Origin of the sequence: Amycolatopsis vastitatis (genome assembly GCF_002234595.1) — a bacterium.
Lineage (GTDB): Bacteria > Actinomycetota > Actinomycetes > Mycobacteriales > Pseudonocardiaceae > Amycolatopsis > Amycolatopsis vastitatis.
Genome location: NZ_NMUL01000006.1, coordinates 42,130 through 65,973 on the forward strand (window position 1 = coordinate 42,130; position 23,844 = coordinate 65,973).

Annotated in this window: 24 protein-coding genes; 14 read left to right on the top strand and 10 right to left on the bottom strand. The window is 71.9% G+C overall.

Translation table 11 applies throughout. The features are described from left to right. Nucleotides 1-79: 79 nt before the first annotated feature. From CF165_RS06290 to CF165_RS06300, 3 genes are all read right to left on the bottom strand, one after another. On the bottom strand, nucleotides 80-928 hold the full coding sequence (locus tag CF165_RS06290; RefSeq protein ID WP_093946463.1) for a LysM peptidoglycan-binding domain-containing protein: 849 nt from the start codon (nucleotides 926-928) through the stop codon (nucleotides 80-82). 73 nt (nucleotides 929-1,001) lie between these two features. Further along, nucleotides 1,002-1,781 carry an aminotransferase class IV family protein gene (locus tag CF165_RS06295; RefSeq protein ID WP_093946464.1) on the bottom strand — a complete coding sequence of 260 codons (780 nt, stop codon included), beginning with the start codon at nucleotides 1,779-1,781 and terminating at the stop codon, nucleotides 1,002-1,004. Further along, nucleotides 1,781-2,650, bottom strand: a complete 870-nt coding sequence (locus CF165_RS06300) for a peptidylprolyl isomerase (protein WP_093946465.1) — start codon at nucleotides 2,648-2,650, stop codon at nucleotides 1,781-1,783. Before CF165_RS06300 ends, CF165_RS06295 begins: the two co-directional genes overlap by 1 nt. A gap of 148 nt (nucleotides 2,651-2,798) precedes the next feature. Here CF165_RS06300 and CF165_RS06305 point away from each other — a divergent pair, with 148 nt between their 5' ends. Further along, nucleotides 2,799-3,365: an MBL fold metallo-hydrolase gene (locus CF165_RS06305; protein WP_093946466.1), complete on the top strand. Its 567-nt coding sequence runs from the start codon at nucleotides 2,799-2,801 to the stop codon at nucleotides 3,363-3,365. A 2-nt stretch (nucleotides 3,366-3,367) separates the two neighbouring features. Next, nucleotides 3,368-4,009, top strand: a complete 642-nt coding sequence (locus CF165_RS06310) for a hypothetical protein (RefSeq protein ID WP_093946467.1) — start codon at nucleotides 3,368-3,370, stop codon at nucleotides 4,007-4,009. Here the strand turns inward: CF165_RS06310 and CF165_RS06315 are convergent. Together CF165_RS06315 and CF165_RS06320 are read right to left on the bottom strand one after the other, a co-directional pair. Beyond that, nucleotides 3,981-5,549: a YibE/F family protein gene (locus CF165_RS06315; protein WP_093946468.1), complete on the bottom strand. Its 1,569-nt coding sequence runs from the start codon at nucleotides 5,547-5,549 to the stop codon at nucleotides 3,981-3,983. The genes CF165_RS06310 and CF165_RS06315 overlap by 29 nt on opposite strands. Before the next feature lie 209 nt (nucleotides 5,550-5,758). Beyond that, nucleotides 5,759-6,736, bottom strand: coding sequence for a GlxA family transcriptional regulator (locus tag CF165_RS06320; protein WP_093946469.1), 978 nt, complete (start codon nucleotides 6,734-6,736; stop codon nucleotides 5,759-5,761). Nucleotides 6,737-6,835: 99 nt separating this feature from the next. Here CF165_RS06320 and CF165_RS06325 point away from each other — a divergent pair, with 99 nt between their 5' ends. From CF165_RS06325 to CF165_RS06335, 3 genes are all read left to right on the top strand, one after another. Beyond that, complete coding sequence (locus tag CF165_RS06325; protein WP_093946470.1) at nucleotides 6,836-7,540, top strand: DJ-1/PfpI family protein; 705 nt, start codon at nucleotides 6,836-6,838, stop codon at nucleotides 7,538-7,540. A 99-nt stretch (nucleotides 7,541-7,639) separates the two neighbouring features. Continuing rightward, nucleotides 7,640-10,597, top strand: a complete 2,958-nt coding sequence (locus CF165_RS06330; protein WP_093946471.1) for an AfsR/SARP family transcriptional regulator — start codon at nucleotides 7,640-7,642, stop codon at nucleotides 10,595-10,597. A 99-nt stretch (nucleotides 10,598-10,696) separates the two neighbouring features. Continuing rightward, the gene (locus CF165_RS06335; RefSeq protein WP_093946472.1) at nucleotides 10,697-11,206 is read left to right on the top strand and encodes a hypothetical protein; all 510 of its coding nucleotides are present in this window, start codon (nucleotides 10,697-10,699) and stop codon (nucleotides 11,204-11,206) included. A gap of 51 nt (nucleotides 11,207-11,257) precedes the next feature. Here CF165_RS06335 and CF165_RS06340 read toward each other — a convergent pair whose 3' ends face one another. Genes CF165_RS06340 through CF165_RS06355 form a run of 4 tightly spaced genes read right to left on the bottom strand, consistent with a single transcriptional unit; the run spans nucleotide 11,258 to nucleotide 16,778 of the window. Continuing rightward, nucleotides 11,258-12,325, bottom strand: coding sequence for a DNA polymerase ligase N-terminal domain-containing protein (locus CF165_RS06340; RefSeq protein WP_093946473.1), 1,068 nt, complete (start codon nucleotides 12,323-12,325; stop codon nucleotides 11,258-11,260). Nucleotides 12,326-12,379: 54 nt separating this feature from the next. Continuing rightward, complete coding sequence (locus CF165_RS06345) at nucleotides 12,380-14,392, bottom strand: ABC transporter ATP-binding protein (protein WP_093946474.1); 2,013 nt, start codon at nucleotides 14,390-14,392, stop codon at nucleotides 12,380-12,382. Beyond that, nucleotides 14,389-16,122 carry an ABC transporter ATP-binding protein gene (locus CF165_RS06350; RefSeq protein ID WP_093946475.1) on the bottom strand — a complete coding sequence of 578 codons (1,734 nt, stop codon included), beginning with the start codon at nucleotides 16,120-16,122 and terminating at the stop codon, nucleotides 14,389-14,391. Before CF165_RS06350 ends, CF165_RS06345 begins: the two co-directional genes overlap by 4 nt. After that, nucleotides 16,116-16,778, bottom strand: a complete 663-nt coding sequence (locus CF165_RS06355; protein ID WP_093946476.1) for a TetR/AcrR family transcriptional regulator — start codon at nucleotides 16,776-16,778, stop codon at nucleotides 16,116-16,118. The genes CF165_RS06350 and CF165_RS06355 overlap by 7 nt, the downstream gene beginning before the upstream one ends. A gap of 332 nt (nucleotides 16,779-17,110) precedes the next feature. On the opposite strand from CF165_RS06355, the gene CF165_RS06360 reads away from it, so the two are divergent. The 9 genes from CF165_RS06360 to CF165_RS06400 all read left to right on the top strand — a co-directional run bounded on the left by CF165_RS06360 (nucleotide 17,111) and on the right by CF165_RS06400 (nucleotide 23,572). Next, on the top strand, nucleotides 17,111-18,352 hold the full coding sequence (locus CF165_RS06360; RefSeq protein ID WP_093946477.1) for a sensor histidine kinase: 1,242 nt from the start codon (nucleotides 17,111-17,113) through the stop codon (nucleotides 18,350-18,352). Continuing rightward, nucleotides 18,349-18,786 carry a roadblock/LC7 domain-containing protein gene (locus CF165_RS06365; RefSeq protein ID WP_093946478.1) on the top strand — a complete coding sequence of 146 codons (438 nt, stop codon included), beginning with the start codon at nucleotides 18,349-18,351 and terminating at the stop codon, nucleotides 18,784-18,786. The genes CF165_RS06360 and CF165_RS06365 overlap by 4 nt, the downstream gene beginning before the upstream one ends. Nucleotides 18,787-18,800: 14 nt before the next feature. After that, on the top strand, nucleotides 18,801-19,196 hold the full coding sequence (locus CF165_RS06370) for a DUF742 domain-containing protein (protein WP_240521471.1): 396 nt from the start codon (nucleotides 18,801-18,803) through the stop codon (nucleotides 19,194-19,196). Continuing rightward, nucleotides 19,171-19,797, top strand: a complete 627-nt coding sequence (locus CF165_RS06375; protein WP_093946479.1) for a GTP-binding protein — start codon at nucleotides 19,171-19,173, stop codon at nucleotides 19,795-19,797. The genes CF165_RS06370 and CF165_RS06375 overlap by 26 nt, the downstream gene beginning before the upstream one ends. Before the next feature lie 19 nt (nucleotides 19,798-19,816). Continuing rightward, the gene (locus CF165_RS06380; RefSeq protein ID WP_093946480.1) at nucleotides 19,817-21,043 is read left to right on the top strand and encodes a styrene monooxygenase/indole monooxygenase family protein; all 1,227 of its coding nucleotides are present in this window, start codon (nucleotides 19,817-19,819) and stop codon (nucleotides 21,041-21,043) included. Nucleotides 21,044-21,138: 95 nt separating this feature from the next. After that, on the top strand, nucleotides 21,139-22,011 hold the full coding sequence (gene ku, locus CF165_RS06385) for a non-homologous end joining protein Ku (protein ID WP_093946481.1): 873 nt from the start codon (nucleotides 21,139-21,141) through the stop codon (nucleotides 22,009-22,011). A 108-nt stretch (nucleotides 22,012-22,119) separates the two neighbouring features. Beyond that, the gene (locus CF165_RS06390; RefSeq protein ID WP_093946482.1) at nucleotides 22,120-22,329 is read left to right on the top strand and encodes a hypothetical protein; all 210 of its coding nucleotides are present in this window, start codon (nucleotides 22,120-22,122) and stop codon (nucleotides 22,327-22,329) included. Nucleotides 22,330-22,586: 257 nt separating this feature from the next. Beyond that, nucleotides 22,587-22,919, top strand: coding sequence for a Cd(II)/Pb(II)-sensing metalloregulatory transcriptional regulator CmtR (cmtR, locus tag CF165_RS06395; RefSeq protein ID WP_093946483.1), 333 nt, complete (start codon nucleotides 22,587-22,589; stop codon nucleotides 22,917-22,919). Beyond that, nucleotides 22,916-23,572, top strand: coding sequence for a cation efflux transmembrane domain-containing protein (locus CF165_RS06400; protein ID WP_205660784.1), 657 nt, complete (start codon nucleotides 22,916-22,918; stop codon nucleotides 23,570-23,572). The genes cmtR and CF165_RS06400 overlap by 4 nt, the downstream gene beginning before the upstream one ends. Nucleotides 23,573-23,602: 30 nt before the next feature. On the opposite strand, the gene CF165_RS06405 is transcribed toward CF165_RS06400, so the two are convergent. Beyond that, a complete protein-coding gene (locus tag CF165_RS06405; RefSeq protein WP_004559113.1) occupies nucleotides 23,603-23,758 on the bottom strand; it encodes a hypothetical protein in 156 nt (51 codons plus the stop codon). Nucleotides 23,759-23,844: the final 86 nt, after the last annotated feature.

Consider the following 23,844-nt stretch of genomic DNA (forward strand, 5'->3'; position numbering starts at 1 on the left):
CAAGGCCAGTGTTCCGGCGGCGGTTGAGCCGTTCAGCGCAGAGTGACTTGGCGCGTACGGGGGGCCACGACTTCGCCGGTCACGATCTGTCGCCTTCGTCGACGACCAGGACGGTGGAGCTGTCGGCGAAGCCCGGATCCTTCTCGAAGCGGAACCGGAACTGCGCGCCTGGCCGGATCGCGGCGATCACCTGGGTGTCGGCCGTGTCGAGCACGATGATCGAGTGTTCGGCGGTGATCGGCTCGGGGCGAAGCACCACGTCCGGACGCGGTTCCGGGACGACGACCGGCATCGGCAGGGTGCCGCTGACCGAGCCGGAGCCGTCGTCGGCCTCCTCGTGCACCGGCGGCTCGAAGGACTGCGCCGGCTCGAAGGGCGACGGCGGGACGAGCTGCGGACGGCGTCGCCACCATAGCCCGGCGAGCAGGCCGGTCAGCAGGCCACCGGAGCCGCTGACGGCCGAAGCCAGCCCGATGCCGAGGCCGGAGGGCTCTTCGGCGGGCTGGACCGGGGGAGCGACCGGCGTGACCGGCGTGACCGGCGTGACCGGCGGCGTGGCCGGGAGCGGCCCGAACTGCACGGCGGGGTCCTCGGCGTCGTCGGGCAGCTGCAGGACCTGGCCGGGCTCGATCGTCGCGGGGTCGGTGAACGGCGTCCCGTCCGGCCGCGGCCTGCCCTGGTTCAGCCGGAAGATCTCGGGGAAGCGCCGCCCGTCGCCGAGGGCCCGCTCGGCGATCTTGAACAGCGTGAGGTCGCCCGGGTCGTCGGCGTGCGGGACGATGAAGTACTTGACCGACGGCGGTGGCGGCGGTGCGGCCTGCGCGAGCGCGGGACCGCCGGCCAGCACGGCGAAGAGGACTCCGGCGGCGCCGGCCTGCCCGGCCCGCCCGAGGGCGCGGCGCACCGCGGGTACCCGGTTTTCGACCATCGTCGGCACCTCTCCCCGGTGACCCGGCGGGCCTCCGGTGTTGCCCCCTACACGGGGCGGGAGCGGGTGCGGTTCAGATCTTGTCCCAGGCCACGGTCTCGTACGCCTCGGCGAGGAGCTTCACGGCGCGGTCCGCGGGCGGCAGCACGAGGTCGTCGACGGCGGCGACCGGACGTCCCGGCGTCTCGGAGTTCGTCAGGAACATCGCGTCGAAGCCCGGCAGATCCGCGGGCCGGACTTCGCGTGTTTCCTGCGGGACGCCGAGCCGGCGCAGGGCTTCCTTCTGCACCAGCATCGTGATCCCGGGCAGCACGGCGGCTTCCGGCCAGACGACCGTGTCCCCGGCCAGGAACCCGGCGTTCCAGATCGACGCCTCGCTGATCCGGCCCTGGGGGTCGACGAACAGCGCGTCGTCGAACCCGGCGAGCCGCGCCTGCCGGGAGTGGTGGATCAGGCCGAACGTGCCGAGGTGCTTCACCTGCGGCAGCTCGCGTTGGTAGCGCACGGTCCGCAGGCGCAGCGGCGTGGGATCGGCCGGGTGCGGCGGAAGGGCCCGGACCAGGATCTCCGGCGTCATCGGCTCGTCGAAGGAGCGCGTGAGCACCACGACCCGGACCGAAAGGGCGGCTTCGCCCGCGACGGCCTGCCGGACGTACGAGCGCACCAGTCCGACGTCGAGGTCGGTTCCGAACAGCAGCCGCGTGCTCGCGGCCAGCCGGTCGAGGTGGAAGGCGAGCCCGCGGACCCGCCCGTCCCGGACCTGCATCGCGGTGAAGTGGCCGTAGGAGACCATTCCCGCGATCGCGGCGTCCGGGCCGAGCGGATCCCCGTTCAGCTCGAAGCGGGGTGGCACTACTGGACGGTGACGCCCGTGAACTTGACCTGCTTGGTCGGCGCCCCGGTGCCGTCCTGCGGGCTCGGGTTCGCGATGCCTGCCCTGGCGACGGCGTCGAGCACCTTGAGGCCCTCGTCGCTGATGCTGCCGAACACCGAGTAGTCCGGCGACAGTTCCGCGGTGCCGTACACCATGAAGAACTGGCTGCCACCGGAGTTCGGGGCCTGCGTCTTCGCCATGGCGAGGATGCCGCGGCCGTACTTGATCTCCGGGAACGCCTCGTCCGGCATCGTGTAGCCGGGACCGCCCTGGCCGTCCTGGGTCGGGTCGCCGGTCGCCGCCGGGTCACCGCACTGCAGCATCTGCAGGCCCTCGGTGCCGAGCCGGTGGCACATGGTGCCGTCGTAGAAGTTCTGCTTGGCGAGGCTGAGGAAGCTCTGCACCGCGCAGGGCGCGAGCGACCGATCGAGCGTCAGCGGGATGTCGCCCGCCGTGCTCTTGAGCGTCACGTTCACCGTGCCGGTCGACGGGACGTTCTTGCCGTCGGGCAGGTTCACCTTCTTCGGCGCCTTGCCCGTCGTGTCGGCCTTGAAGTCGCACGTCGTGGGGTTCGGCAACGGCTTCGACCGCTTCGGCAGCGCGGTGCGCTGCGTCGGGATCTGGAGATCGGTGGGCGGCGGGGCGGCCGAGGACGACGCCGCGGCGTTGGTGTTGTCGCCGCCGTTGGCGCTCACGATCCACACCACGACACCGGCGACGACGAGGACGGCCACACCGACCACACCAGCCCCGATCATCCGGCGTCGCTTCTGCTGCTCCTTCCGGCGATCGAGCTGTCGCTCGAGCTTGCGCTTAGCAGCTTCGCGGCGCTGCTGGTTGGTCGCCACCCCGGTCCCTCCCAGGTTCCGCTCGTGTCACACGTCTAGAGGTAGCGGCAGTGTATGGGCACAGCCTGTGAGGACCATGTACAGGGCCCGCTAGTCTCAACCCGATCGTGATCGGCGCCATCCGGCGCGGATGTCCGGGAGGCGTTCGGTGCTCGTCGTCGGGTTCGGCAGCGGCCCGCTGCAGGCGAACTGCTACCTGCTGGCGGACGCCGCCGGCGGGCCGTGCGTGGTCGTGGATCCGGGGCAGGAGGTGGCCGGGCCGCTGGCCGCCGCGCTCGCCGGGCACGGGCTGGTACCGGCGGCGCTCGTGGCCACCCACGGGCATCCCGACCACGTCGCCTCGGCCGCGTCCCTGTCGGCGGAACACGGCGTCCCGCTGCACCTGCACCCGGCCGACGCGGAGCTTTACGACGGCGACAGCGTGCCGCTCGAGTCCGGCACCTTCGCCGGCCTGGACGTCGACGTCCGGCACGCGCCGGGACACACCCCGGGATCCGTGGTCCTCACCCTGGAAACGGCCGAGGGCGGGCGGCTCGCCCTGACCGGCGACACGCTGTTCGCCGGTTCGGTCGGCCGCGGCGACGTCACGGACTCGCTGCGCGACCTGCTGGCGAGCCTGCCGGACGACACGGTGGTGCTGCCGGGCCACGGCCCGGCGACGACGATCGGCCAGGAACGCGCGGGCAACCCGTTCCTCGCCGGGACGGGGGCGTGAGCATGGCCGGGGAGACGACCGAGCGGCTGGCGCTGTTCGAGGAGGACCCGCGTTCGCGGCGGCGCCGCGGGATCTCGGGCCTGATCGGCGCGGTGATCGTCGCCGCGGCGTTCGGCGGCGTCGCCGGCCTGATCGGCGGCACGGTGACCGGGCTGGTCGTCGCGCTGGTGGTCGCCCTGCCGCTGGTGTACGTCATGGCCGCCAGCATCCGGCGCCGCGTCTGGCTGGAGGGCTCGACGCTGCTCGTCCGCACCTGGGGACTGCGCCGCGTCGACCTGGTCACCGCGACGCGGCTCGACCTCGTCGTCGGCGACGTCCGGGGGAGCCGCACCGTGAGCCTGCTGGTCAACGCCGGCCGGCGGGGGAAGGTGGCGAAGGTCGACCTCGCGGTGTTCTCCGGGACCGGCGGGCGCGAGCTGGGCATCCTGCCGCTGCGGAAGCTCGCGAACGCGCTGATGAACAACACCGAGGCGAACGGCCTGGTGTTCGGCGAGCTGCTGATCGCCGAGCTGAAGGCCGAGGCCCGCGGCGCCGGCGTGGCGGAACGCCCGCTCTACCGGCTGGCTTCGGTGGCGCCGTCGGGCAAGTACGTGCAGCGGTTCACGATGGAGGCCGTCAGCCGGTTCGTGGCAACGCTCGACTGAGGCTCTCGGCCGGCTCGCGTGAGGCGATCAGCGCGGCCAGGACGGTCGTCACCGGGACGGCCGCGACGATGCCGACGCTGCCCGCGAGCGTGCGGATGATCTCCTGCGCGATGTCCTCGCTGCCGAGCAGCGCACCCAGGCCCACCCCGGAGATCGACGAGTACAGCAGCACCGGCAGCGCGGCACCGGCGTAGGCCATCACGAGGGTGTTCACCGCCGAACCGACGTGGTCACGGCCGATCCGCAGGCCTGAGCTGTACAGCTCGCGCCAGGTCAGGTCCGGGTTGGCGCGGCGGAGCTCCCAGACCGCGCTGGTCTGGGTGACGGTGACGTCGTCGAGCACGCCCAGCGCGCCGATCACGACGCCGGCGAGCAGCAGCCCCCGCGCGTCGATGCCGTGGCCGAGCGAGCCGATCAGCGTCGTGGTGCTGTCATCCAGCCCGGTCAGCGACGCCGCGGCGGAGAAGATCGCCGAGAGGACGCCGATCAGGGCGAGGCTGACGAGCGTGCCGAGCACGGCCGCGGACGTCCTCGCCGAAAGCCCGTGGGTCAGGTACAGCGCGATGAACATGATCGCGCCGGCCCCGGCGATGGCCACCACCAGGGGGTTCTCGCCGGCGAGGATGGCCGGGAGGATGAACAGGGCGATGACGACGAAGGACAGGCCGAGCGCGACGAGCGCGGCGACGCCCTGCCAGCGGCCGAGCACGAGCACGGCGACCGCGAAGAGGGCGGCCAGCACCAGAAGCGGCGTGCCGCGCTGGAAGTCGACCAGCTGGAAGCTGGCCGGGTCGCCCGCGTTCCCGCCGTTGTAGGCCAGGACGACGGCGTCACCCGCGGCGAACCGCGGGGTGCTGGGCTCGATCGGCACGGTCAGCTTGAGCGGCTTCCCGATCGCGGGGCCGTCGGTCATGGTGAGTTCGACGGTCAAGCAGGGTTTCGCGTTCGGGTCCGTCTGGTCGCCGACCTGGACCTGGCCCTGGGCGAGGCAGGGGCCGGTGTTCGTGGTGCCGATCGAGGCGTGCACGGGCGTGCCCTGCGGGACGACGCTCGTCGGGGACGCCTTTCCCCAGGGGTACAGCACGACCATCCCGACCACGGTGGCCAGGACCAGCGGGGCGAGCAGCCAGATCAGCAGCAGCCGGACACGTCGTGACGCCGGGGCGGCGGGTCCGTGTCCATGGCCGTGTCCGTGGCCGGTGACGGGTGGTTTCGCGGCGGTTTCGGGCTTTTTGGCCGCGCCGGGCTGACCGGCGGTCCGCGGCTTGGCGGCCCGCTGCGGTCCGGTGTCGGCGCGGTTCGGGATCCGCTGAGCGCCGGTTCCGGCTCGCTGGGGGATTCGCTGTGGCCCGGTGTCGGTGCGGCGGCGGGCCGCCGCGGCGGCGTCGGTCGCGCGGGCGCCTTCCGGCGGCGTCCGGCGGGCGGGTTTCCGGGGCGTTCCCGGCGTTCCGGACGTTCCGCGGACCGGCGAAGGGGACACCTCGTCCGTGACCCGGCGAATCGGTCCGGTTTCGTCGTCGGTGAGGTCGGGGCGGTCCACCCGCACATCCTGACAGCGGGATTCCGGCCCCCGCGCGAGGGGCCGCGGACGGCCCGGTTCGTCCGGATGCGCCGTGTCGTCCCGCCAAGCACGCGTGTCGTCCGTTCAAGCACGCGTGTCGTCCTCTCGGTACGGCGATCCGCCGTGATCGGACGGGCATCTCGCGTGATTGAAGAGGCATCACACGTGATTGGCGGGACGACACGGCTTCAGGTGGGGGAATGGCGGAGGTGGACCCGGCGGTAGGCCGACGGCGGGGTGTCGAAGTGGTCCAGGAAGGCCTGGCGCAACGTTTCCGTCGAGCCGAAGCCGCAACGGCGGGCGATCGTGGCCAGCGGCAGGTCGGTGCCCGAAAGCAGGCGGGCCGCGTGCTCCGTGCGGACCGTGCGGACGTACTTGCCGGGCGTGGTGCCGAGGTGGGCGTCGAACAGCCGGGTGAGCTGGCGGGTGCCGAGGCCGGCGCGGGCGGCCAGCGCCGGTGTGCCGAGGTCGGCGTCGAGGTGCTCGGCGATGTACGCGGTGAGGTCGCGGACCTCGGGGTGCTCCGGCGGCGGCCCGGCCAGGAAGAGGCTGACCTGCGCCTGGTTGCCGGGCCGCTGCAGGTAGGTGACCAGCGCGCGGGCGGCCTCGCGGGCCAGCGACGGGCCGTGGTCGGCTTCCACCAGCGACAGCGTCAGGTCGAGCCCGCTCGTGACGCCCGCCGCCGTGTAGACGTTGCCGTGCCTGATGTACAGCGGCACAGGATCCACCGTCACCGCCGGGTAGTCCCGGGCCAGCCGCGCCGCGTAGCGCCAGTGCGTCGTCGCGCGACGGCCGTTGAGCAGCCCGGCCGCGGCGAGCACCTCGGCACCCGTGCAGACCGACGCGATCCGGCGGCTGGAGCGGGCGAGCCGCCGGACGTGGGCGAGGACGCGTTCGTCGGCCGCGGCGGCCGTGCTGCCCCAGCCGCCCGCGACGACGAGCGTGTCGAGGTCCCCGGACACCTGGTCCAGGCGCAGGTGCGGCTGCAGCGTCAGCCCGGAGGCGGTGCGGATGCCGTGGCCGTCGACCGAGGCGAGCTGCAGCTCGTACGGCGGCCGCGCGCCGAGCCGGTTGGCGGCGTCGAACACATCGGCGGGGCAGGCGATGTCCAGCAGCTCGGCGTCGGCGTAGCCGACGATCGCGACCCGTCTGGGTGAGCCTGGCATGATCGAACGCTAGCAGCCGGACCGGCACTCGGACGTGGTTCGCAGGATTTCGGACATCGCGGCCACTCGCACCCTGGAGGTCCCGCCAGGCTGAGCGGCATGACCGATGAGCAGAAGACCATCGCCTTCGTCGTTTACCCAGGGCTGACGCCCCTGGACCTGGTGGGCCCGCTGCAGGTGCTGAGCGCCCTGGCTCAGCTCGACCCCGGCTACCGGACCGTCGTGGTGGGGGCCACGAAGGACACCGTCGGCACCGACACGCCGCTCCGGATCGCGCCGAGCCACACGTTCGACGAGGTGCCGTCGCCCTTCGCCGTGCTGGTGCCCGGCGGCACCGTGCCGACGCTGCGCGCGATGTCCGACGAAACGCTCCTTGCGTGGCTGCGCACCGCCGCTGCGGGCGCCGAGCTGGTGACGTCGGTCTGCACCGGCTCCCTGATCCTCGGCGCCGCCGGCCTGCTCGAGGGCAAGGAGGCGACGACGCACTGGATGCTCCGGGACGTCCTGACCGGGCTGGGCGCGAAGCCGGTCGCCCGGCGGTGGGTCGAGGACGGCCGGGTGATCACCGCGGCGGGCGTCTCGGCCGGCATCGACCTGGCGCTGCACTTGGTGGAGCGGCTGGCCGGGCGGCAGGTGGCGACGAACGTCCAGTTCGTCATCGAATACGACCCGGAGCCGCCGCAGGGTGCCCTGGAGTGGGCGAACCAGCCGTACGGCGACCTCAAGCCGCTGCGTGAGCACACCCTCCGCGAGGGGTTGGCGGCGAACCCGGCGCTGCTGGCGAAACTGCTCGCGCACGCCTGAGGACGTGGTCGGCCATCCGGGTGAGCGGGCTTCCCCGGTCGGCCCGGGCGGCTAGATTCAACTCGCTCGATCAGGTGATCTCGCGGGGTGGGGGTAGCCGTGCGGTTCGAGGTCCTCGGCCCGATGACGGCCACTGTCGCGTTGCCGTCGGCGGCCCAGCCGCGGCGGCTGCTCGCCGTCCTCCTCGCCCGGGCCGGCCAGTTCGTCGGCCGCGACACCCTGGTCGACGAGCTGTGGCCCGACGGTGCGCCGGCGAGCGCGGCGGCGATCGTGCAGGTCACCGTGTCGAAGCTGCGCAAGACGCTCTCGCCCGGCCTGGGCGCCGCCGAGGCCGGGCAGCGCCTGCGCTCCGGGCCGCGAGGTTATGCGCTGGCCGTCGAGCCGGGTGAGCTGGACGCGGACGACTTCCTGACGCTGCTGTCGGCCGGTGCCGACGACCGGGCGCAGCGCCGCCGCGCGCTCGAACGGGCACTGGCGTGCTGGCGGGGCGACGCGTTCGCCGACGTCGCGGGCGGGCCGTTGCTGGAGGCGTACAAGCTGTGGCTGGAGGACCGGCGGTCGGCGGCGCTGCTGCAGCTGGTCGAGCTGGAGCTGGCCGACGGGGACGGCCGGTCCGTGGTCGAGCGGCTCGACCCGGTCGTCGCGGCCCGTCCCGCCGACGAGCGGTTCGCCGCCCGGCTCGCGTCCGCGCTGGGCGCGGTCGGCCGCCGCGAATCGGCACTGGAGGTGCTCCGCCGGACCCGGCGCGCGCTCTGGGAAGAGGCGGGCGTGTGGCCGGGCGCGGACCTCGTCGCGGTGTACCGCCGGATCGCCGGCACGGAGTGGACGACGCCCGGGCCGCCCGCCCAGCTTCCGCCCGCGGTGCCCGACTTCACCGGCCGCGCGGCCGAGCTCGCCGACGTCGCCCGGGCGCTGCGCGGCCCGGCTCCGGTCGTGGTGCACGGGGCCGCCGGGAGCGGGAAGTCCGCGCTGGCCGTCCAGGCCGCGTGGCGGGCCCGCCGCCGGTTCCCGGACGGCCAGCTGACCGCTTCGCTGCGTGGCCCCGACGGGACGCCCGCCGACCCGGCCGCCGTGCTGACCGGGTTCCTGCGCCTGCTCGGGGCGACACCCGCGGAGCTGGCCGACCGCGCCGGGCTGACCGGGCTCTGGCGCAGCTACACCGCCGATCGCCGGCTGCTGGTGCTCCTGGAGGACGCCGCGTCCGAGACGCAGGTGCGTGCCCTGCTGCCGAGCGGGCCCGGCTGCGCCACGCTGGTCACCGCGCGACGTGCGCTCCCCGGCTTGTCCGGCGCGCGCCCGGTTCCGGTCGCCGGACTGTCCACAGAGGACGCATGGGCGTTGCTCGCGGCGATCGCGGGAGAGTCGCGGTTGCGGGCGGAACCCGAAGCCGCGCAACGGCTTCTCGGACACTGTGCCGGTCTCGCGCTCGCCGTCCGGATCGCCGGGGTGAAGCTCGCGGCGCGGCCGGACCGGCGCGTCGCCGAACTCGCCACACGTCTCGCCGACGATCGCCGCCGGCTCGACGAGCTGACCGCGGGCGACCTCGGCGTCCGGGCCGCGGTGACGTCGGCGCTGCGGGAACGATCCACCGCCGAGGTGTCCCTGCTGCGGCTGCTCGCCGCGTTCGGGGGACCGGTCCCGGACTGGTGCGCGGCGGCACTGCTCGACCGGCCGCTGCACGACGCTCAGGACCGGCTCGACGCGCTGGCCGCCACGCACCTGCTGACGTCCGGCGGCACGCGGTGGGCGGTCCACCCGTTCGCCCGGCTCGTGCTGGCCGAGAGCGCGCCGGCGCCGCACGACGAGGAGGCGCTGCGCCGCGCGTGCGAGGTCGCGCTGGCGCTCGCCGAACACGCCAGGGGCCGTCCGGCACCCGGCTCGCGAAAGCCGGACCCGGCGGCGCTGCGCCGGGTCACGGCCGATCCGGCGGGCTGGGCGGCCGAGGAGACCGGGCACCTCGCCGCGGCGGTCCGGGTGGCGGGCGCGCACGGCTGGCACGAGCTGACCGGGCAGCTCGCCGACGCCTGCACCGCGCTGGCGGGCACCCCCTGGCTCGGCCACGCCGCCCGCGCCGTCTCGGTCCTCGGGCTGGCCGCGGCCCGGCGCCGCCGCGACCCCCACGCGGAGGCGGAGAAGCTCTTCGACCTCGGTTCGGTGCACTGGCAGCACGGCCGCTGGCAGCAGGCGCGCAAGTACTTCGTCATGGCCGAGCACCGCTACCGCGGGCTGGACGACCCGCGGGGCACCGGCGCGGTGCTGGCCGCGCTCGCCGACATCCACCTCGACGCGGGCGATCCGCACACCGCAGAGGCCGAGCTGCGGGAAGCCATCGGCCTGCTGCGCGACTGCGGCGACCGCCGCGGGCAGGCGGCCGCGGCGGCGCAGCTGGGTTCGCTGGCCGAGGACGTCGGCGACGTGCGGCGCGCGGTCGAGAGCTTCGAGGTGAGCATGCTGCTCGCCCGGGAATGCGACGACAGCCGCTGGCACGACCAGGCCGCGAAGCGCTACGCCGACGTCCTGCGCCGCCAAGGCGACCACGACCAGGCGGGCGACCTGCTCGCCGGTGCGCTCGGCGGGGCTGTCCGCACCGGCGAGCGACACTGGGAGGCGCACGTCCTGCGCAGCCTCGGCGACCTGCACGCCGAGGCCGGGGAACTGGCCGACGCCCACCGCTGCCTGACGCGGTCGCTGGCGTTGTTCGAGCAGATCGGGCACCGGCACGCCGCCGCCTACACCCACCGCAGCCTGGCCGAGGCCCGCCGCCGCGCGGGCGACCCGGCAGGCGCGCGGCGGCACCTGCGGACGGCGCTGGGCGTGTGCCGGGAGCTGGGCGATCGCCGCGGCGCCGGGTACGCCCTGCTCGGGCTGGGCCGGACCCAGGCGGGCGAAGGCGCCGGGCCTGAGGCGGCGCGGCTCCTGCGGACGTCGGCCGAGGTGTTCCGGGAGCTCGGGTTCCCGATGTGGGAGCTGCGCGCGCTGAGCGAGCTCAACGCCGTCACCAGTGAATCTCCGGCCCGGGACCGGACTCGTGAAGTCTTGGCGAAGATCAGGACCTGACGAGCGTCCCGGCGTCCCGCGCCGCCGGGTGTTTGGCGAAGTTATGGCCGTCCCGATTTGGCTGCCGCAGTCGGATTGTCGTACTGAGGGAGACAAGCCATGCGAGGACGACGGATGCTGGTACGGGCGGGTCTGGGGCTGACCGCTTCGGCCGCGACCGTGTTGTTCGCGGCCATCGGTACCGCGTCGGCGAGTGTCGAGGTCACCAAGCTCACGCAGGCGCAGGCCGCGTCGCAGCTGTCCGCCGCCGGGGTCACGCACTCGTCGAGCGGGAACTGCACCGACCGCAACAACTCCACCTGCACGTCCTACGAGCAGATCAACCAGAGCACGGTCGACGGCGTGATCACGCTGAAGCGGGCCGGCGGCTGCGCGGTCAACATCACCGGGGGCACCGAGACCGGGCACGCGTCGGGCACCTACAGCCACTGGAACGGCTACAAGGTGGACACCGCGCACAACAGCTGCCTCGACGGCTACATCAAGAACACCTTCACCTACATCGGCCTGCGTGCCGACGGCTACCCGCAGTGGAAGGCGGCGTCCGGCAACCTCTACGCCGACGAGGGCAACCACTGGGACATCACCTACTACACCTGCGGCTGCTGACCGCCGGCCGGGGCCTGCCCGCTTTGAGGGCGGCGGGCAGGCCCCGGCCGCTCAGTTCTCGATCAGCACCCAGTCACCGGAGCCGTCGCCGGGCCGGTACGGGCTGTCGGCCCGTTTCGCGACGACGCCGGGCAGCCCGTGCTGCCGGCTGGCCCCGGCGACGGCTTCCCCACCGCCCAGGTAGTAGCGCGGCACCTGCCAGTGCCGGCCGGCCACCCCGAGGTCGTCCAGGAGCTCCCGGCGGGCGGTGTAGGGCAGGTCGAGGGTCGCCTTGCCGTCGAGGTGCAGGACGTCGGAGGCGAAGTAGAAGACCGGGCAGCGGGCCGTGAGCCGCTTGGCGGCGTTGCCGTCGGCGCGCCGGCGTTCGTCGAGGCCGCCCGGGTGGGGCTTGCCGTCCTTCACCACCACGACTTCGCCGTCCAGCAGCACTTCCGTGGATCCGAGCTGCTCGCCCAGCTTGTGCAGCTCGGGGTAGCGGCCGGTGACGTCGGCGCCGGTTTCGTCGTGCGCGGTGACGCGGCCGCCGCAGATCAGCAGCATCGTGCGCAGGCCGCCCCAGGCGAACTCGTAGGCCCAGGCGTCGTCGTCGGGCGGCAGGTCGCCCGGCACCGCCGTCATCGGCTCCAGGAACTCCGGCGCGTCCTGGTGGCCCGGCTCGGCGGGGTCGAGGCGGCGGAGCGTCCAGTCGCGGCCGTCCTCGTCGTGCCGGTTGAGGAACAGGTACTTGCCGCGCGCGCGTTCGCCGTGGAAGACGACTTCGACCTTGTGGTCGTTCCAGTGCAGGGTTTCGTACTTCCCGGTGTCCCACACGGTCATCCGGCCACCGCCGTATTCACCGGCCGGGATCTCGCCCTCGAAGGTGAGGTACTCCAGGGGGTGGTCCTCGGTGTGCACGGCGAGCCGGGGCACGCCGGGGGAGAGCGGCAAGCCCTTCGGCACCGCCCACGACACGAGCACGCCGTCGCGTTCCAGCCGGAAATCCCAGTGCAGCCGGGTCGCGTGGTGCTCCTGGATGACGAAGAGGTCGTCGTCCCCCGGCTGCGGCGGACCGCCGGGCCAAGGCTCGCTCGTGCGGTCGCGGCTGCGCTTGGCGCGGTATTCCTCGAGTCTGTCGGCCATCGCCGCCCCAGTACCCCTTCGGCTCGGGAGCTTCCAGGGTACCGGGGGACGACGTCAGTCCGTTTCCGCCATGGCTTCGGCGAACTGGGCCGCGTACAGCCGCGCGTAGGCGCCACCGCTGCGCAGCAGCGTTTCGTGTTCGCCCTGTTCGACGATCCGGCCGTGCTCCATCACGAGGATGACGTCCGCGTCGCGGATCGTCGACAGGCGGTGGGCGATGACGAAGCTGGTGCGCCCGCTGCGCAGCGAGTTCATCGCCCGCTGGATGAGCACCTCGGTGCGGGTGTCGACCGAGCTGGTCGCCTCGTCCAGGATGAGGACGGCCGGCCTGGCCAGGAACGCCCGCGCCACCGTGATCAGCTGCTTTTCGCCCGCGCTGACCGTGCCGCCTTCGTCGTCGAGCACCGTTTCGTACCCGTCCGGCAGCGTGCGGACGAAGCGGTCGACGTAGGTCGCCTGCGCCGCTTCGACGATCTCCTCGCGGCTCGGATCGTCCGCGCCGTAGGCGATGTTCTCCGCGATCGTGCCGCCGAAGAGCCACGCGTCCTGCAGCACCATGCCGGTCTGGTCGCGCAGTTCCTCGCGGTTCATCTCCGCGATGTCGACGCCGTCGAGCGTGATCCGCCCGCTGTCGAGCTCGTAGAACCGCATGAGCAGGTTGACCAGCGTCGTCTTCCCCGCCCCGGTCGGGCCGACGATCGCCACCGTCTGGCCGGGTTCCACGGTCAGCGACAGGTTGTCGATCAGCGGCTTGTCCGGCAGGTAGCGGAAAGAGACGTCCTGGAACTCGACCCGCCCGCGGACCACGGACGGCCGCTGCGGGTCGGCCGGCTCCGGTGCCTGCTCCTCGGCGTCGAGCAGCGCGAACACCCGCTCGGCCGAAGCGACGCCGGACTGCAGCAGGTTCGCCATGCTGGCGATCTGGGTCACCGGCTGGCTGAACTGGCGCGAGTACTGGATGAACGCCTGCACCTCGCCGAGGGTGAGGTTGCCCGACGCGACGCGCAGCGCGCCGATCACCGCCACCAGCACGTAGCTGAGGTTGCCGATGAACATCATCGCCGGCTGGATCATCCCGGAGATGAACTGCGCGCGGAAGCTCGCCTCGTACAGGGTTGTGTTCTGCTTGTCGAAGATCGCCGCGGACTCCTCGTGGCGGCCGAACACCTTGACCAGCGAGTGCCCGGTGTACATCTCCTCGACGTGCGCGTTGAGCTTGCCGGTCGTCGACCACTGCTTGATGAAGTTCGGCTGCGCGCGCTTCCCGATCTTCGCCGCGATGACCGCCGAAAGCGGCACGGTGAGCAGGACGAACACCGCGAGCAGCGGCGAGATCAGGAACATCATGATCAGCACGCCGATCACCGTCAGCAGCGACGAGACGATCTGCGAAAGCGTCTGCTGCAGCGACATCGCCAGGTTGTCGATGTCGTTGGTGACCCGGGAAAGGACCTCGCCGCGCGGCTGGCGGTCGAAGTACTTCAGCGGCAGCCGGGCGAACTTCGCCTCGACGTCCTCGCGCAGCCGGTACACCGCGTGCTGCACCAGCGTCGTCGTCAACCGGGCCTGGATCAGCCCGAAGAACGACGCGACGACGAACAGCGCCAGCACGATGAGCAGGATCTGGCCGACCTTGTGGAAGTCGATGCCGACGCCGGGGACGAGGTCGACGCGGCCGTAGATGTCGGCGAGCGTGCCGTCACCGCGGGCGCGCAGCCCGGCGACGATCTGTTCCTTGGTCACGCCCGGTGGCACCTGCTTGCCGAGCACGCCGGCGAGGATCGCGTCGGTGGCCTGGCCGAGGATCTTGGGCCCGATCACGGTCAGTGCGACGCTCACCGCGCCCAGCACGAGCACGCCGATCAGGTACAGCCGCTGCGGGGCGAGCATCCGCAGCAGCCGCTTGAGGGATCCCTTGAAGTCCAGGGCTTTCTCCGGCGGCGCGCCACCGGCCATGAAGCGGGCCGCCGGTCCGCCGGCCGCGGCCCCGGTGTTGCGGTTCCGCTGGGCGACCGGGCGTTCCCCCGCGTCGGTGACGGCGGCTTTCGGCGATTCCGTGGTACTCACGCCGCCTCCTGTTCGGTCAGCTGGGACAGCACGATCTCCCGGTAGGTTTCGTTGCCGTCCATGAGTTCGTGGTGGGTGCCGGTGCCGACGACGCGGCCTTCGTCGAGGACGATGATGCGGTCGGCGCTGCGGATGGTGCTGACCCGCTGGGCGACGATGACCACCGTCGCGTCGGCGGTTTCCGATACGAGCGCGCGGCGCAAGGCCGCGTCGGTCGCGTAGTCCAGCGCCGAGAACGAGTCGTCGAACAGGTAGATCTCCGGCTTGTGCACCAGCATCCGGGCGATCGCGAGCCGCTGGCGCTGGCCACCCGAGACGTTCGTGCCGCCTTGGGCGATCGGCGCGTCCAGGCCCTCGGGCATCGCTTCGACGAAGTCCTTGCCCTGCGCCACTTCCAGCGCGTGCCACAGCTCTTCGTCGGTCGCGTCCGGGTTGCCGTAGCGCAGGTTGCTCGCCACCGTGCCGGCGAACAGGTACGGCTTCTGCGGCACCAGCCCGACCGCGCGGGCGAGCACCGCCGGGTCGAGGTCGCGCACGTCGACGCCGTCGACCTTCACCGTGCCGCGGGTGGCGTCCATCAGCCGGGGGATCAGGTTGAGCAGCGTGGTCTTGCCGGTGCCGGTCGACCCGATCACGGCGGTGGTCTCACCCGGCCGCCCGATCAGCGAAATGTCCTGCAGGACCGGCTTTTCCGCGCCCGGGTAGCGGAACTCGACCCCGGAGAGCTCCAGGTGCCCGTGCACCGTGCCGGGGCTGACCGGCGAGACCGGCGGGCGCACGCTGGACTCGGTGTCGAGAACCTCGCTGATCCGCTCGGCGCTGACCTCCGCGCGCGGCACCATCATGAACATGAACGTGGCCATCATGATGGCCATCAGGATCTGCAGCAGGTAGGACAGGAACGCCGTCATGGCCCCGATCTGCATGCTGCCGGAGTCGATGCGCTGCCCGCCGAACCACAGCACCGCGACACTGGAGACGTTCACGACCAGCATGACGATCGGGAACATCAGCGCCATCAGCCGCCCGACCCGCAGCGACACGGTGAGCAGCTGGTCGTTGGCGACGTCGAAGCGTTCCCGTTCGCGGGAGTCGCGGACGAACGCGCGGATGACGCGGATGCCCATGATCTGCTCGCGCAGGATCTGGTTGATCCGGTCGATCCGCACCTGCATCAGCCGGAACGCGGGCCGCATCTTGGCGATGATCGTGCCGACCGCCACCCCCAGCACCGGCACGATGACCAGCAGCAGCGAGGACAGCGGCACGTCGAGGTTCAGCGCCAGGATGATCCCGCCGACGCACATGATCGGCGCCGACACCATCAGCGTCAGAGTCATCAGCACCAGCATCTGGACCTGCTGGACGTCGTTGGTGGTGCGGGTGATCAGCGACGGCGTGCCGAACTGGCCGACCTCGCGGGCCGAGAAGTCCTGCACGCGGTGGAAGACCCCGGCGCGGAGGTCGCGCCCGATCGCCATCGCCGTGCGGGCGCCGAAGTACACCGCGCCGATCGAGCCGGCGATCTGCGCGACGGTCACCGCGAGCATCACGGCGCCGACGCGCACGATGTAGCCCATGTCGCCCTTGATCAGGCCGTTGTCGACGATGTCGGCGTTCAGCGTCGGCAGGTAGAGCATGGCGATCGTCTGCACGAGCTGCAGCAGGACGATCACCCACAGCGTGCCCCGGTACGGGCGCAGGTAACTGCGCAGGAGCTTGACTAGCACAACGATTCCCCCAGTGGAGTGGTGGTGTTCGGTTCGGGTTCGGGTGCGGTGCCGCCGGTCAGGGTCGGCATCCCGGCGGCCAGCTCGTCCAGCAACCGCTCCAGGGTCGGCAGGAGCGGTTCGCCTTCGGTGAACCAGTTGACGAAGGCGACGCGGACGGCGCTTTCCACCGAGGAGGCCATCAGCCGGCACAGCAGGTGGTCCACACCGCCCACCCGTTTCGCGATCGTTTCGGCGAGGACCCGCTCGACCGCCGCGTGGGCGTTCAGGAATTCGCCACGCAGCATGAGCTGGCCCATCAGCTCCCGGATACGCGCAACATACGCGCGATCCGGCTCGCCTTCACGTGAATATTGCTCGAGCACGGCCTGCTTGACGGAGTCCCAGAGCGGCTCGCCTTCCGGCCGGTTGAGCAGCGCTTCGCGCATGCCCTCGTGCCGGTCGACGACCAGCGCGCAGACCGCCTGCTCCTTGCTGGAGAAGTAGTTGTTGAATGTGCGGGGGGAGACGCCCACTTCGTTGGCGATGTCCTCCACCCGGACGTTCTCCAGCCCGCGGTCCAGCGTGAGCCGCAGCGCCGCCTGCGCGAGCGCCCGGCGGGCTTCGCGCTTCTTCCGCTCGCGCAGGGTCAGCTTCGGGGGTTCTTCCGGCGGCATGTGCAGAGTGTAGCGAAAAACTTGCGTGCCCCGCAAAAAATTGCGTGGCACGCAAAGTTGGGACGAATCGGGCGCGGCTGCGGCGCGGGCGGCTGTGTGCGCAGTGTTGCGACCCGCAATTTGCAAAAAAGAGCCGAATGGCCTAGTCGCCTGCGCTCACCAGCGGCGATGCCCGGAAAATCCGATCACGCGGAGCGATCGCGCGAGGACCCGCTGTGGACATTCCACGAAGCTTTCTGCTTGCATGTCCGGCGTCGCCGTCCGGGGGTCGGCGCACCACAGCCGTCCGTCCGACAAGCAGTCGTACCCGATCAAGGAAGAAGTGGGACCACATGGCGAGCCGGGCCCGGGAACTCCTGGATCGATCACGCGTCCTGCTCGACCGCTCGCGGGTCGCCGCCGCGCAGTTCCTCACCGCGCCGCCGAAGCATCCCGGGTACCCGGCCGCGCCCGCGGCGGGGCCGGCGTTCGTGGAACTGACGCGGCCGGCGCCGGTGGCGGCGCCGTCCGGCGAAGGCGTGCTGGCCGAGATCTGCGCCAGCGTCGCGCTGCGTGACCTCAACCTCGTCGACCAGCTCCTCGCGCGGCTGGAGGAGCTGGAGGCGGGGGAGGAGGACCACCACCGCCTCGCCGAGCTCTACCAGCTCGACCACCTCGCCACGCGGCTGCGCCGCAACGCCGAGAACCTGCGCGTGCTGGCCGGGCAGGACACCACCGACGACGCCGCCCGCGCGACGTCGGTGCTCGACCTCATGCGTGAGGCGATGTCCTCGATCAACCACTACGCCCGGATCACCATCGGCCGGGTGGTGAACCTCGGCATCGTCGGGTTCGCCGCGGAAGACCTCGGGCGGGTGCTGGCGGAGCTGTTCGACAACGCCGCCAACCAGTCCTCGCCCAGCTCGCCGGTGCACGTCAGCGCCCACCTGACCGAGCAGGGCAGCGTGCTCGTCCGGATCGAGGACGAGGGCATCGGCATCCCGGCCGACCGCGTCGGGGACCTCAACGCGCGGCTCGCCGCGGGCGGCGACCTCGACGATGCCGCGGCGCGGCACATGGGGCTCGCCGTGGTCGCCCGCCTCGCGGCTCGCCACGGCGTCACCGTGCGGCTCGACCGGCGCAGCCCGCACGGCACGGTGGCCACCGTGCTGCTGCCCACGGGCATCGTCACCGAGCTCGCCGAGCACGCGTGGTCGGGCACTCGGACCGTCACGTTCGAGCCGGTCAAGGTGGGGGCGAGCGGCGAACCGGTCGCCGTCGGCGGGCTCCCGCGCCGCCGCCCGGGCGCCTTCCCGCGGGAGACACCGGTGCCGCGCAAGCCCAGTCCCCGGCCCCGGCCGGTCGAACGGGCCGCCGGCGGGACCACGCCCAGCGGCCTGCCGCGCCGCGTGCCCGGCAGCATCCGGGGCGCCGCGCCGGAACCACCGCCCCCGCCACCACCGGGCCGGGACACCTCCGCTTCCGGGCACGAGCGGCTGCTCGCCGACCTCGGCGCGTTCGCCGACGGCGAGCGGGCCGCGCTCGCGGAGAACCGCACCCAGCAGGACGAAACGCCCGGAGGAACGACCTCGTGAGCGCTCCCCACCCCGCCCCGGCGGATTTCGCCTGGCTGCTCGACGACTTCGTGCGCAAGGTCCACGGCGTCAGCCACGCGCTGATCATGAGCGTGGACGGCTTCCCGCTCACCGCGTCGGACTCGGTCGGCGAGGCCGAGGCCGAGCAGCTGGCCGCGATCGCCAGCGGCCTGCTCTCCCTGGCCGGCAACAGTGCGGCCCTGTTCGGCAAGGGCACCTGCGAGCAGATCATCATCCGGCTGACCCACGGCTACTTCCTCTTCATGGGCATGGGTTCCGGTGCCGGGCTCGCCGTGCTGACCTCGGGCGAGGCGGACATGAAGGTGGTCGCCTACGAGATGACGCAGTTCATCACCAACGCCGGCCACGCGCTCACCCCCGAGGTGCGCGCGGAGCTGCGCCAGGTGCTGACCGCGCGGCGGCCCCGGGCGTGAAGGAGGTGAGGTCCGTGTCCGAAGAGACCACAGTGTCCACAGTGCCCGGTCCGGGTGACCCGTTGCCGCGGCGCAGCCGCCGGATCCGCGCGTACGCGCTCACCGGCGGCCGCACCAGCACGCGCCACCAGCTGCTGGTGGAGACGCTGGTTTCGGTGCCGCGGTACGACCCCGCGCTGAGCGACGCGCTGATGCCCGAGTCGCGCTCGCTCTACGAACGCGCCCGGACCCGGTGCTCGATCGCCGAGCTGTCGGTCGGGCTGGACCTGCCCCTCGGGGTGGTGCGGGTGCTGATCGGCGACCTCGCCACCCAGGGCGCGGTCTTCGTCCACCCGACCGCGCACGCCTACCACCACGACACCAACGTGCTCGAGAGGATCCTTGATGGGCTCAAGCGGCTCCCCGCCTGAGGGCGATCTGCTGACGATCTCCGCGAAGATCGTCGTCGCCGGGGGCTTCGGTGTCGGCAAGACCACGTTCGTGGGCGCGGTGTCGGAAGTGCCGCCGATGAGCAACGAGGCGTGGATGACCGAGGCCGGGGAGGGCATCGACGAGATCCCGCCCGGCGGCAAGTCGACCACGACCGTCGCGATGGACTTCGGCCGGATCACGCTGCGCCCGGACCTGCTGCTGTACCTGTTCGGCACGCCGGGGCAGGCGCGCTTCTGGTTCCTGTGGGACGACCTGAGCCGCGGCGCGCTCGGCGCGGTCGTGCTCGTCGACACCAGCCGGATCGACGAGTCGTTCGCGGCGATCAACTACTTCGAGAACGACTCCGAGCTGCCGTTCGTCGTGGCGGTCAACCAGTTCGAGGGCAAGCCGGTGCACGACCTCGAGGAGGTGCGCGACGCCCTCGCCCTCGACCCGGCCGTCCCGCTGGTCACCTGCGACGCCCGGGACCGCGCGTCGACGATCGCCACCCTGACCGAACTGGTCGGCCACACGCTGTCGCTCGCGGTGCTCTCCGGCCCGGCCGGCCGCGAGCTCGCCGGCAGCGCCCCGCACGCCTGACCCGGAGGAGACGAGCCCCATGCGCAAGGTCCTGATCGTCGGCGCCGGTCAGTCCGGCCTGCAGCTGGCTCTCGGCCTGCAGGCGAAGGACTACGACGTCACGGTGATGTCCGCGCGGACACCGGAGGAGATCCGGGGCGGGCGGGTGATGTCGACGCAGTGCATGTTCCACGACGCCCTGCAGCACGAGCGGGACCTCGGGCTGAACCTGTGGGAAGCCGGGACGGTGAACGTCGAGGGCATCGGGATCTCGGTGGCCGCGCCGGACGGCGGCCGCGCGCTCGACTGGTTCGGCGAGCTGGACCACCCCGCGCAGTCGGTCGACCAGCGCGTGAAGATGGCGGGCTGGCTGGAGCTGTTCGAGGAACGCGGCGGCAAGCTCGTCATCCACGGCGTGATGACCTCCGAACTGGACGCGCTGGCCCGGCTGTACGACCTGGTGATCATCTCCGCCGGCAAGGGCGAGCTGGTCCAGCTGTTCGACCGCGTGCCGGGGCGGTCGCCGTTCACCAAGCCGATGCGCGCGCTTTCGCTGGTCTACGCCCACGGCGTGGGCCCGCGGCCGGAACACCCGGAAAAGCCGGGGGTGCGGTTCAACATCGTCCCCGGCGTCGGCGAGCTGTTCATGATCCCGGCGTACACGCTGAGCGGCAACTGCGAGATCCTGTTCTTCGAAGGCGTCCCCGGCGGGCCGCTGGACTGCTTCGACGACCGCCCGGGCCCCGGGGAGCACTTCGCGCGGATCCTCGACCTGATGCGGCAGTTCGTGCCGTGGGAGTTCGAGCGCTGCCGCGACGCGGAGCTGACCGACGCCAAGGCGACACTGGCCGGCGGGTACACGCCGGTGGTCCGCAACCCGGTCGGGACGCTGCCGGGCGGGGCGACTGTGCTGGGGATGGCCGACGTCGTCGTGGCCAACGACCCGATCACCGGGCAGGGCTCGAACAACGCGAGCCACTGCGCGGCGACGTACCTGGACGCGATCCTGGCCCGCGGCGACCGGCCGTTCGACGCGGCGTGGATGGACGCCACCTTCGAGCGCTACTGGGAGTACGCCCGGCACGTCACCGAATGGACCAACGCGCTGCTCCTGCCGCCGCCCCCGCACGTACTCCAGATCCTCGGGGTCGCCGGGCAGAATCCGGCCGTGGCCCGGCGGTTCGTCAACGGATTCGCCGACCCGACGGACTTCCGGCACTGGTTCATGGACCCCGTGCTCTGGGAGAAATACCTGGCAGAGGTCTAGATCGCCGGGCCGGTGCACTGTCGCCGGGGGACGATTCGGGCTACGGTAACTACGTAGCGTGAAGGCGGCAGGGTGGCACATCGGAGGTACGTGGCATGCGGGCGATGTGGAAGGGCTCGGTGTCGTTCGGGCTGGTCAGCATCCCGATCCAGCTGTACGCGGCCACCGAGAACAAGAACGTCTCCCTCCGCCAGGTGCACGAGGCCGACGGCGGCCGCATCCAGTACAAGCGGTTCTGCACGATCGACGGCGAGGAAGTGCCCTACGCCGAGATCGCCAAGGGCTACGAGCTGCCCGACGGCGAGATGGTGGTGATCACCGACGCCGAGATGGCCGAGCTGCCGCTGTCCAGCCAGCGCACGATCGACGTGCTGGAGTTCGTGCCGCTGGAGTCGATCGACCCGATCCAGTACGACCGGACCTACTACCTGGAACCGCAGAAGAACGCGGTGAAGCCGTACGTCGTGCTGCGGGACGCGCTGCACAAGTCGAGCCAGGTGGCCATCGCCAAGGTCGCCGTGCGGCAGCGGGAGAGCATGGCGGTGCTGCGCGTGCACGCCGACGTGCTCGTGATGACGACGATCCTGTGGCCGGACGAGGTCCGCGAGCCCGACTTCCCGTTCCTGCGCGACGACCCGCCCCAGATCCGGCCGCAGGAGCTGACGATGGCCGGATCGCTGATCGACTCGCTGGCCGAGCCGGTGTTCGAGCCGGAGAAGTACCGCGACCACTACCGCGAGGCCCTCGAGCAGATGATCGAGGCCAAGGTCGCGGGGGAGGAGACGACCAAGCCCGCGGCGGTCACCGCCAAGGCCGACGTCGTCGACCTGATGGCGGCGCTGCAGGCCAGTGTGGACGCCGCGAAGAAGTCGCGGCAGTCCTCTTCGGAGCAGTCCGATGAGGACGCCAAGCCGGCGGCCGCGAAGAAGAAGCCGGCGGCCCGCAAGCGGGCACCGAAGTCCGCCTGAGACCGCCCGGACGGGTGGTTGGGCCGACACGCCGTCCCTTTACCGCGTCCGTGTGCTTTCCCGGCCTACCTTGGGGGAGCGAGCACCATCGCGGAAAGGTGGCCGGTCATGGAGTGCGCCTCTTGTGACGCGGGGATCGATCATTGCCACGGCACGCTGGTGATCCACCCGGAAGGCGGATTCGCCGAGTGCACCGACGCGGCCTGCGGGGACGGTGATCGCGTGCGGCACGCGCTGATCGTCGACTGCCAGGCTCTGGGCGGCGGGTGCGGTTGTGCCGACGCGCCGCGGAAACCCTTGCTGCGCCAGGCTTCCTGAGCCTCCCGCCAGGATCCGTGAAGGCCTTCCCGCCGGGCTTCGCCGCCCGCCGGGGAGGCCTTCACGGCGTCCGGGCGGCGTCAAGGCCGTAACACGATCGTGTATGCAGCTGTGTACACGGGCTTGGCAATGTGCTAACACTAACGGGGTCCTTCGGCTCTCCCTCCCCCTCGGAGCCGGAGGACCCTTTTCTGCCTACAGGGTCTTTCCGGAGTGTCCGGTGTGGATATGTCAGCCGCTGATGTACAGTTCACCGCATGGTGACCTGTGAGACGCGGGAGGCGGCGCTGGCCCGCATCGGGCGTGCTCTGTCCGATCCGACCCGTTGCCGGATCCTGACCGCGCTGCTGGACGGCCCCGCCTACCCCGGACGGCTCGCCGGCGAACTCGGGCTCAGCCGCTCGAACGTCTCGAACCACCTGTCCTGCCTGCGTGGCTGCGGTCTCGTCGTGGCGGGCTACGAAGGCCGTCAGGTGCGGTACGAGATCGCCGACGCGCACCTGGCCCGCGCCCTGCGCGAGCTCGTCCAGGTCGTCCTGGCGGTCGAACCGCGCGAAGACTGCGAGGACGAGCCGGTGGGGACGCGATGAAGCCCGAGCCTGTCACGGAGACCTGTGCCGACGGCTGCTGCGCGCCGCCGGTGGTGGTGCCGGACCGTCGTCCGGTCCTGGTGCGCCGCGTCCGTCTGCTGGTGGCCGCGACCATCACCTACAACGTCGTCGAGGCTGTCGTCGCGCTGACCGCCGGAGCCGCGGCTTCGTCCGGGGCACTGATCGGCTTCGGGCTCGACTCGGTGATCGAAGTCGCTTCGGCGATCGCCGTCGCGTGGCAGTTTTCGGGTGCCGATCCGGAAGCCCGCGAACGGCGGGCGCTGAAGGCGATCGCGATTTCCTTTTTCGCGCTCGCGGTTTACGTGACGGGGGAAGCCGTCAGTACGTTTTTCACCGGCACGGCCCCGGAAACTTCCCGGACCGGAATCGTGCTCGCGGCCATTTCGCTCGTGGTGATGCCGGCGCTCTCCGCGGCACAGCGCCGGGCAGGGCGGGAGCTGGGCTCCGCCAGCGCGGTCGCGGATTCGCGGCAGACCTTGCTCTGCACTTACCTTTCCGCGGTCCTGCTGGCGGGGTTGCTGCTCAACGCCCTGTTCGGCTGGTGGTGGGCGGACCCGGCCGTCGCACTGGCGATCGCCGCCGTGGCGATGCACGAAGGCCGAACGGCCTGGCGTGGCCAGCACTGCTGCTGACGCACGCCAGGCCGTGGCGGAGTCTCGGGATCAGTACCAGTGCGCCCGGCCACCGATCCGGCGGCCCGTGCCGCCCAGGATGGCCAGTGCCACGCCGGCCACCGCGAGAATGATACCGATGGTGTACAGCACCGGGATGCCCACGATGAACCCGATGACAAGGAGAATCACACCGAGAATGATCACTTGACACACTCCTTCGCATGAGACCCGGCCCGGCTCCGTGCCGTCCGGGCGGATGCGCTCTCGACCGGAGGATGGCCAGTTTCGGG

Bases quoted from the DNA above. Each gene is read 5' to 3' on its own strand.
- CF165_RS06310 (WP_093946467.1), top strand. From the start codon at position 3,368: ATGGCCGGGGAGACGACCGAGCGGCTGGCGCTGTTCGAGGAGGACCCG.
- CF165_RS06325 (WP_093946470.1), top strand. From the start codon at position 6,836: ATGACCGATGAGCAGAAGACCATCGCCTTCGTCGTTTACCCAGGGCTG.
- CF165_RS06360 (WP_093946477.1), top strand. From the start codon at position 17,111: ATGGCGAGCCGGGCCCGGGAACTCCTGGATCGATCACGCGTCCTGCTC.
- CF165_RS06335 (WP_093946472.1), top strand. From the start codon at position 10,697: ATGCGAGGACGACGGATGCTGGTACGGGCGGGTCTGGGGCTGACCGCT.
- ku (WP_093946481.1), top strand. From the start codon at position 21,139: ATGCGGGCGATGTGGAAGGGCTCGGTGTCGTTCGGGCTGGTCAGCATC.
- CF165_RS06290 (WP_093946463.1), bottom strand. From the start codon at position 928: ATGGTCGAAAACCGGGTACCCGCGGTGCGCCGCGCCCTCGGGCGGGCC.
- CF165_RS06340 (WP_093946473.1), bottom strand. From the start codon at position 12,325: ATGGCCGACAGACTCGAGGAATACCGCGCCAAGCGCAGCCGCGACCGC.
- CF165_RS06320 (WP_093946469.1), bottom strand. From the start codon at position 6,736: ATGCCAGGCTCACCCAGACGGGTCGCGATCGTCGGCTACGCCGACGCC.
- CF165_RS06390 (WP_093946482.1), top strand. From the start codon at position 22,120: ATGGAGTGCGCCTCTTGTGACGCGGGGATCGATCATTGCCACGGCACG.
- CF165_RS06375 (WP_093946479.1), top strand. From the start codon at position 19,171: ATGGGCTCAAGCGGCTCCCCGCCTGAGGGCGATCTGCTGACGATCTCC.
- CF165_RS06380 (WP_093946480.1), top strand. From the start codon at position 19,817: ATGCGCAAGGTCCTGATCGTCGGCGCCGGTCAGTCCGGCCTGCAGCTG.
- CF165_RS06400 (WP_205660784.1), top strand. From the start codon at position 22,916: ATGAAGCCCGAGCCTGTCACGGAGACCTGTGCCGACGGCTGCTGCGCG.
- cmtR (WP_093946483.1), top strand. From the start codon at position 22,587: ATGGTGACCTGTGAGACGCGGGAGGCGGCGCTGGCCCGCATCGGGCGT.
- CF165_RS06355 (WP_093946476.1), bottom strand. From the start codon at position 16,778: ATGCCGCCGGAAGAACCCCCGAAGCTGACCCTGCGCGAGCGGAAGAAG.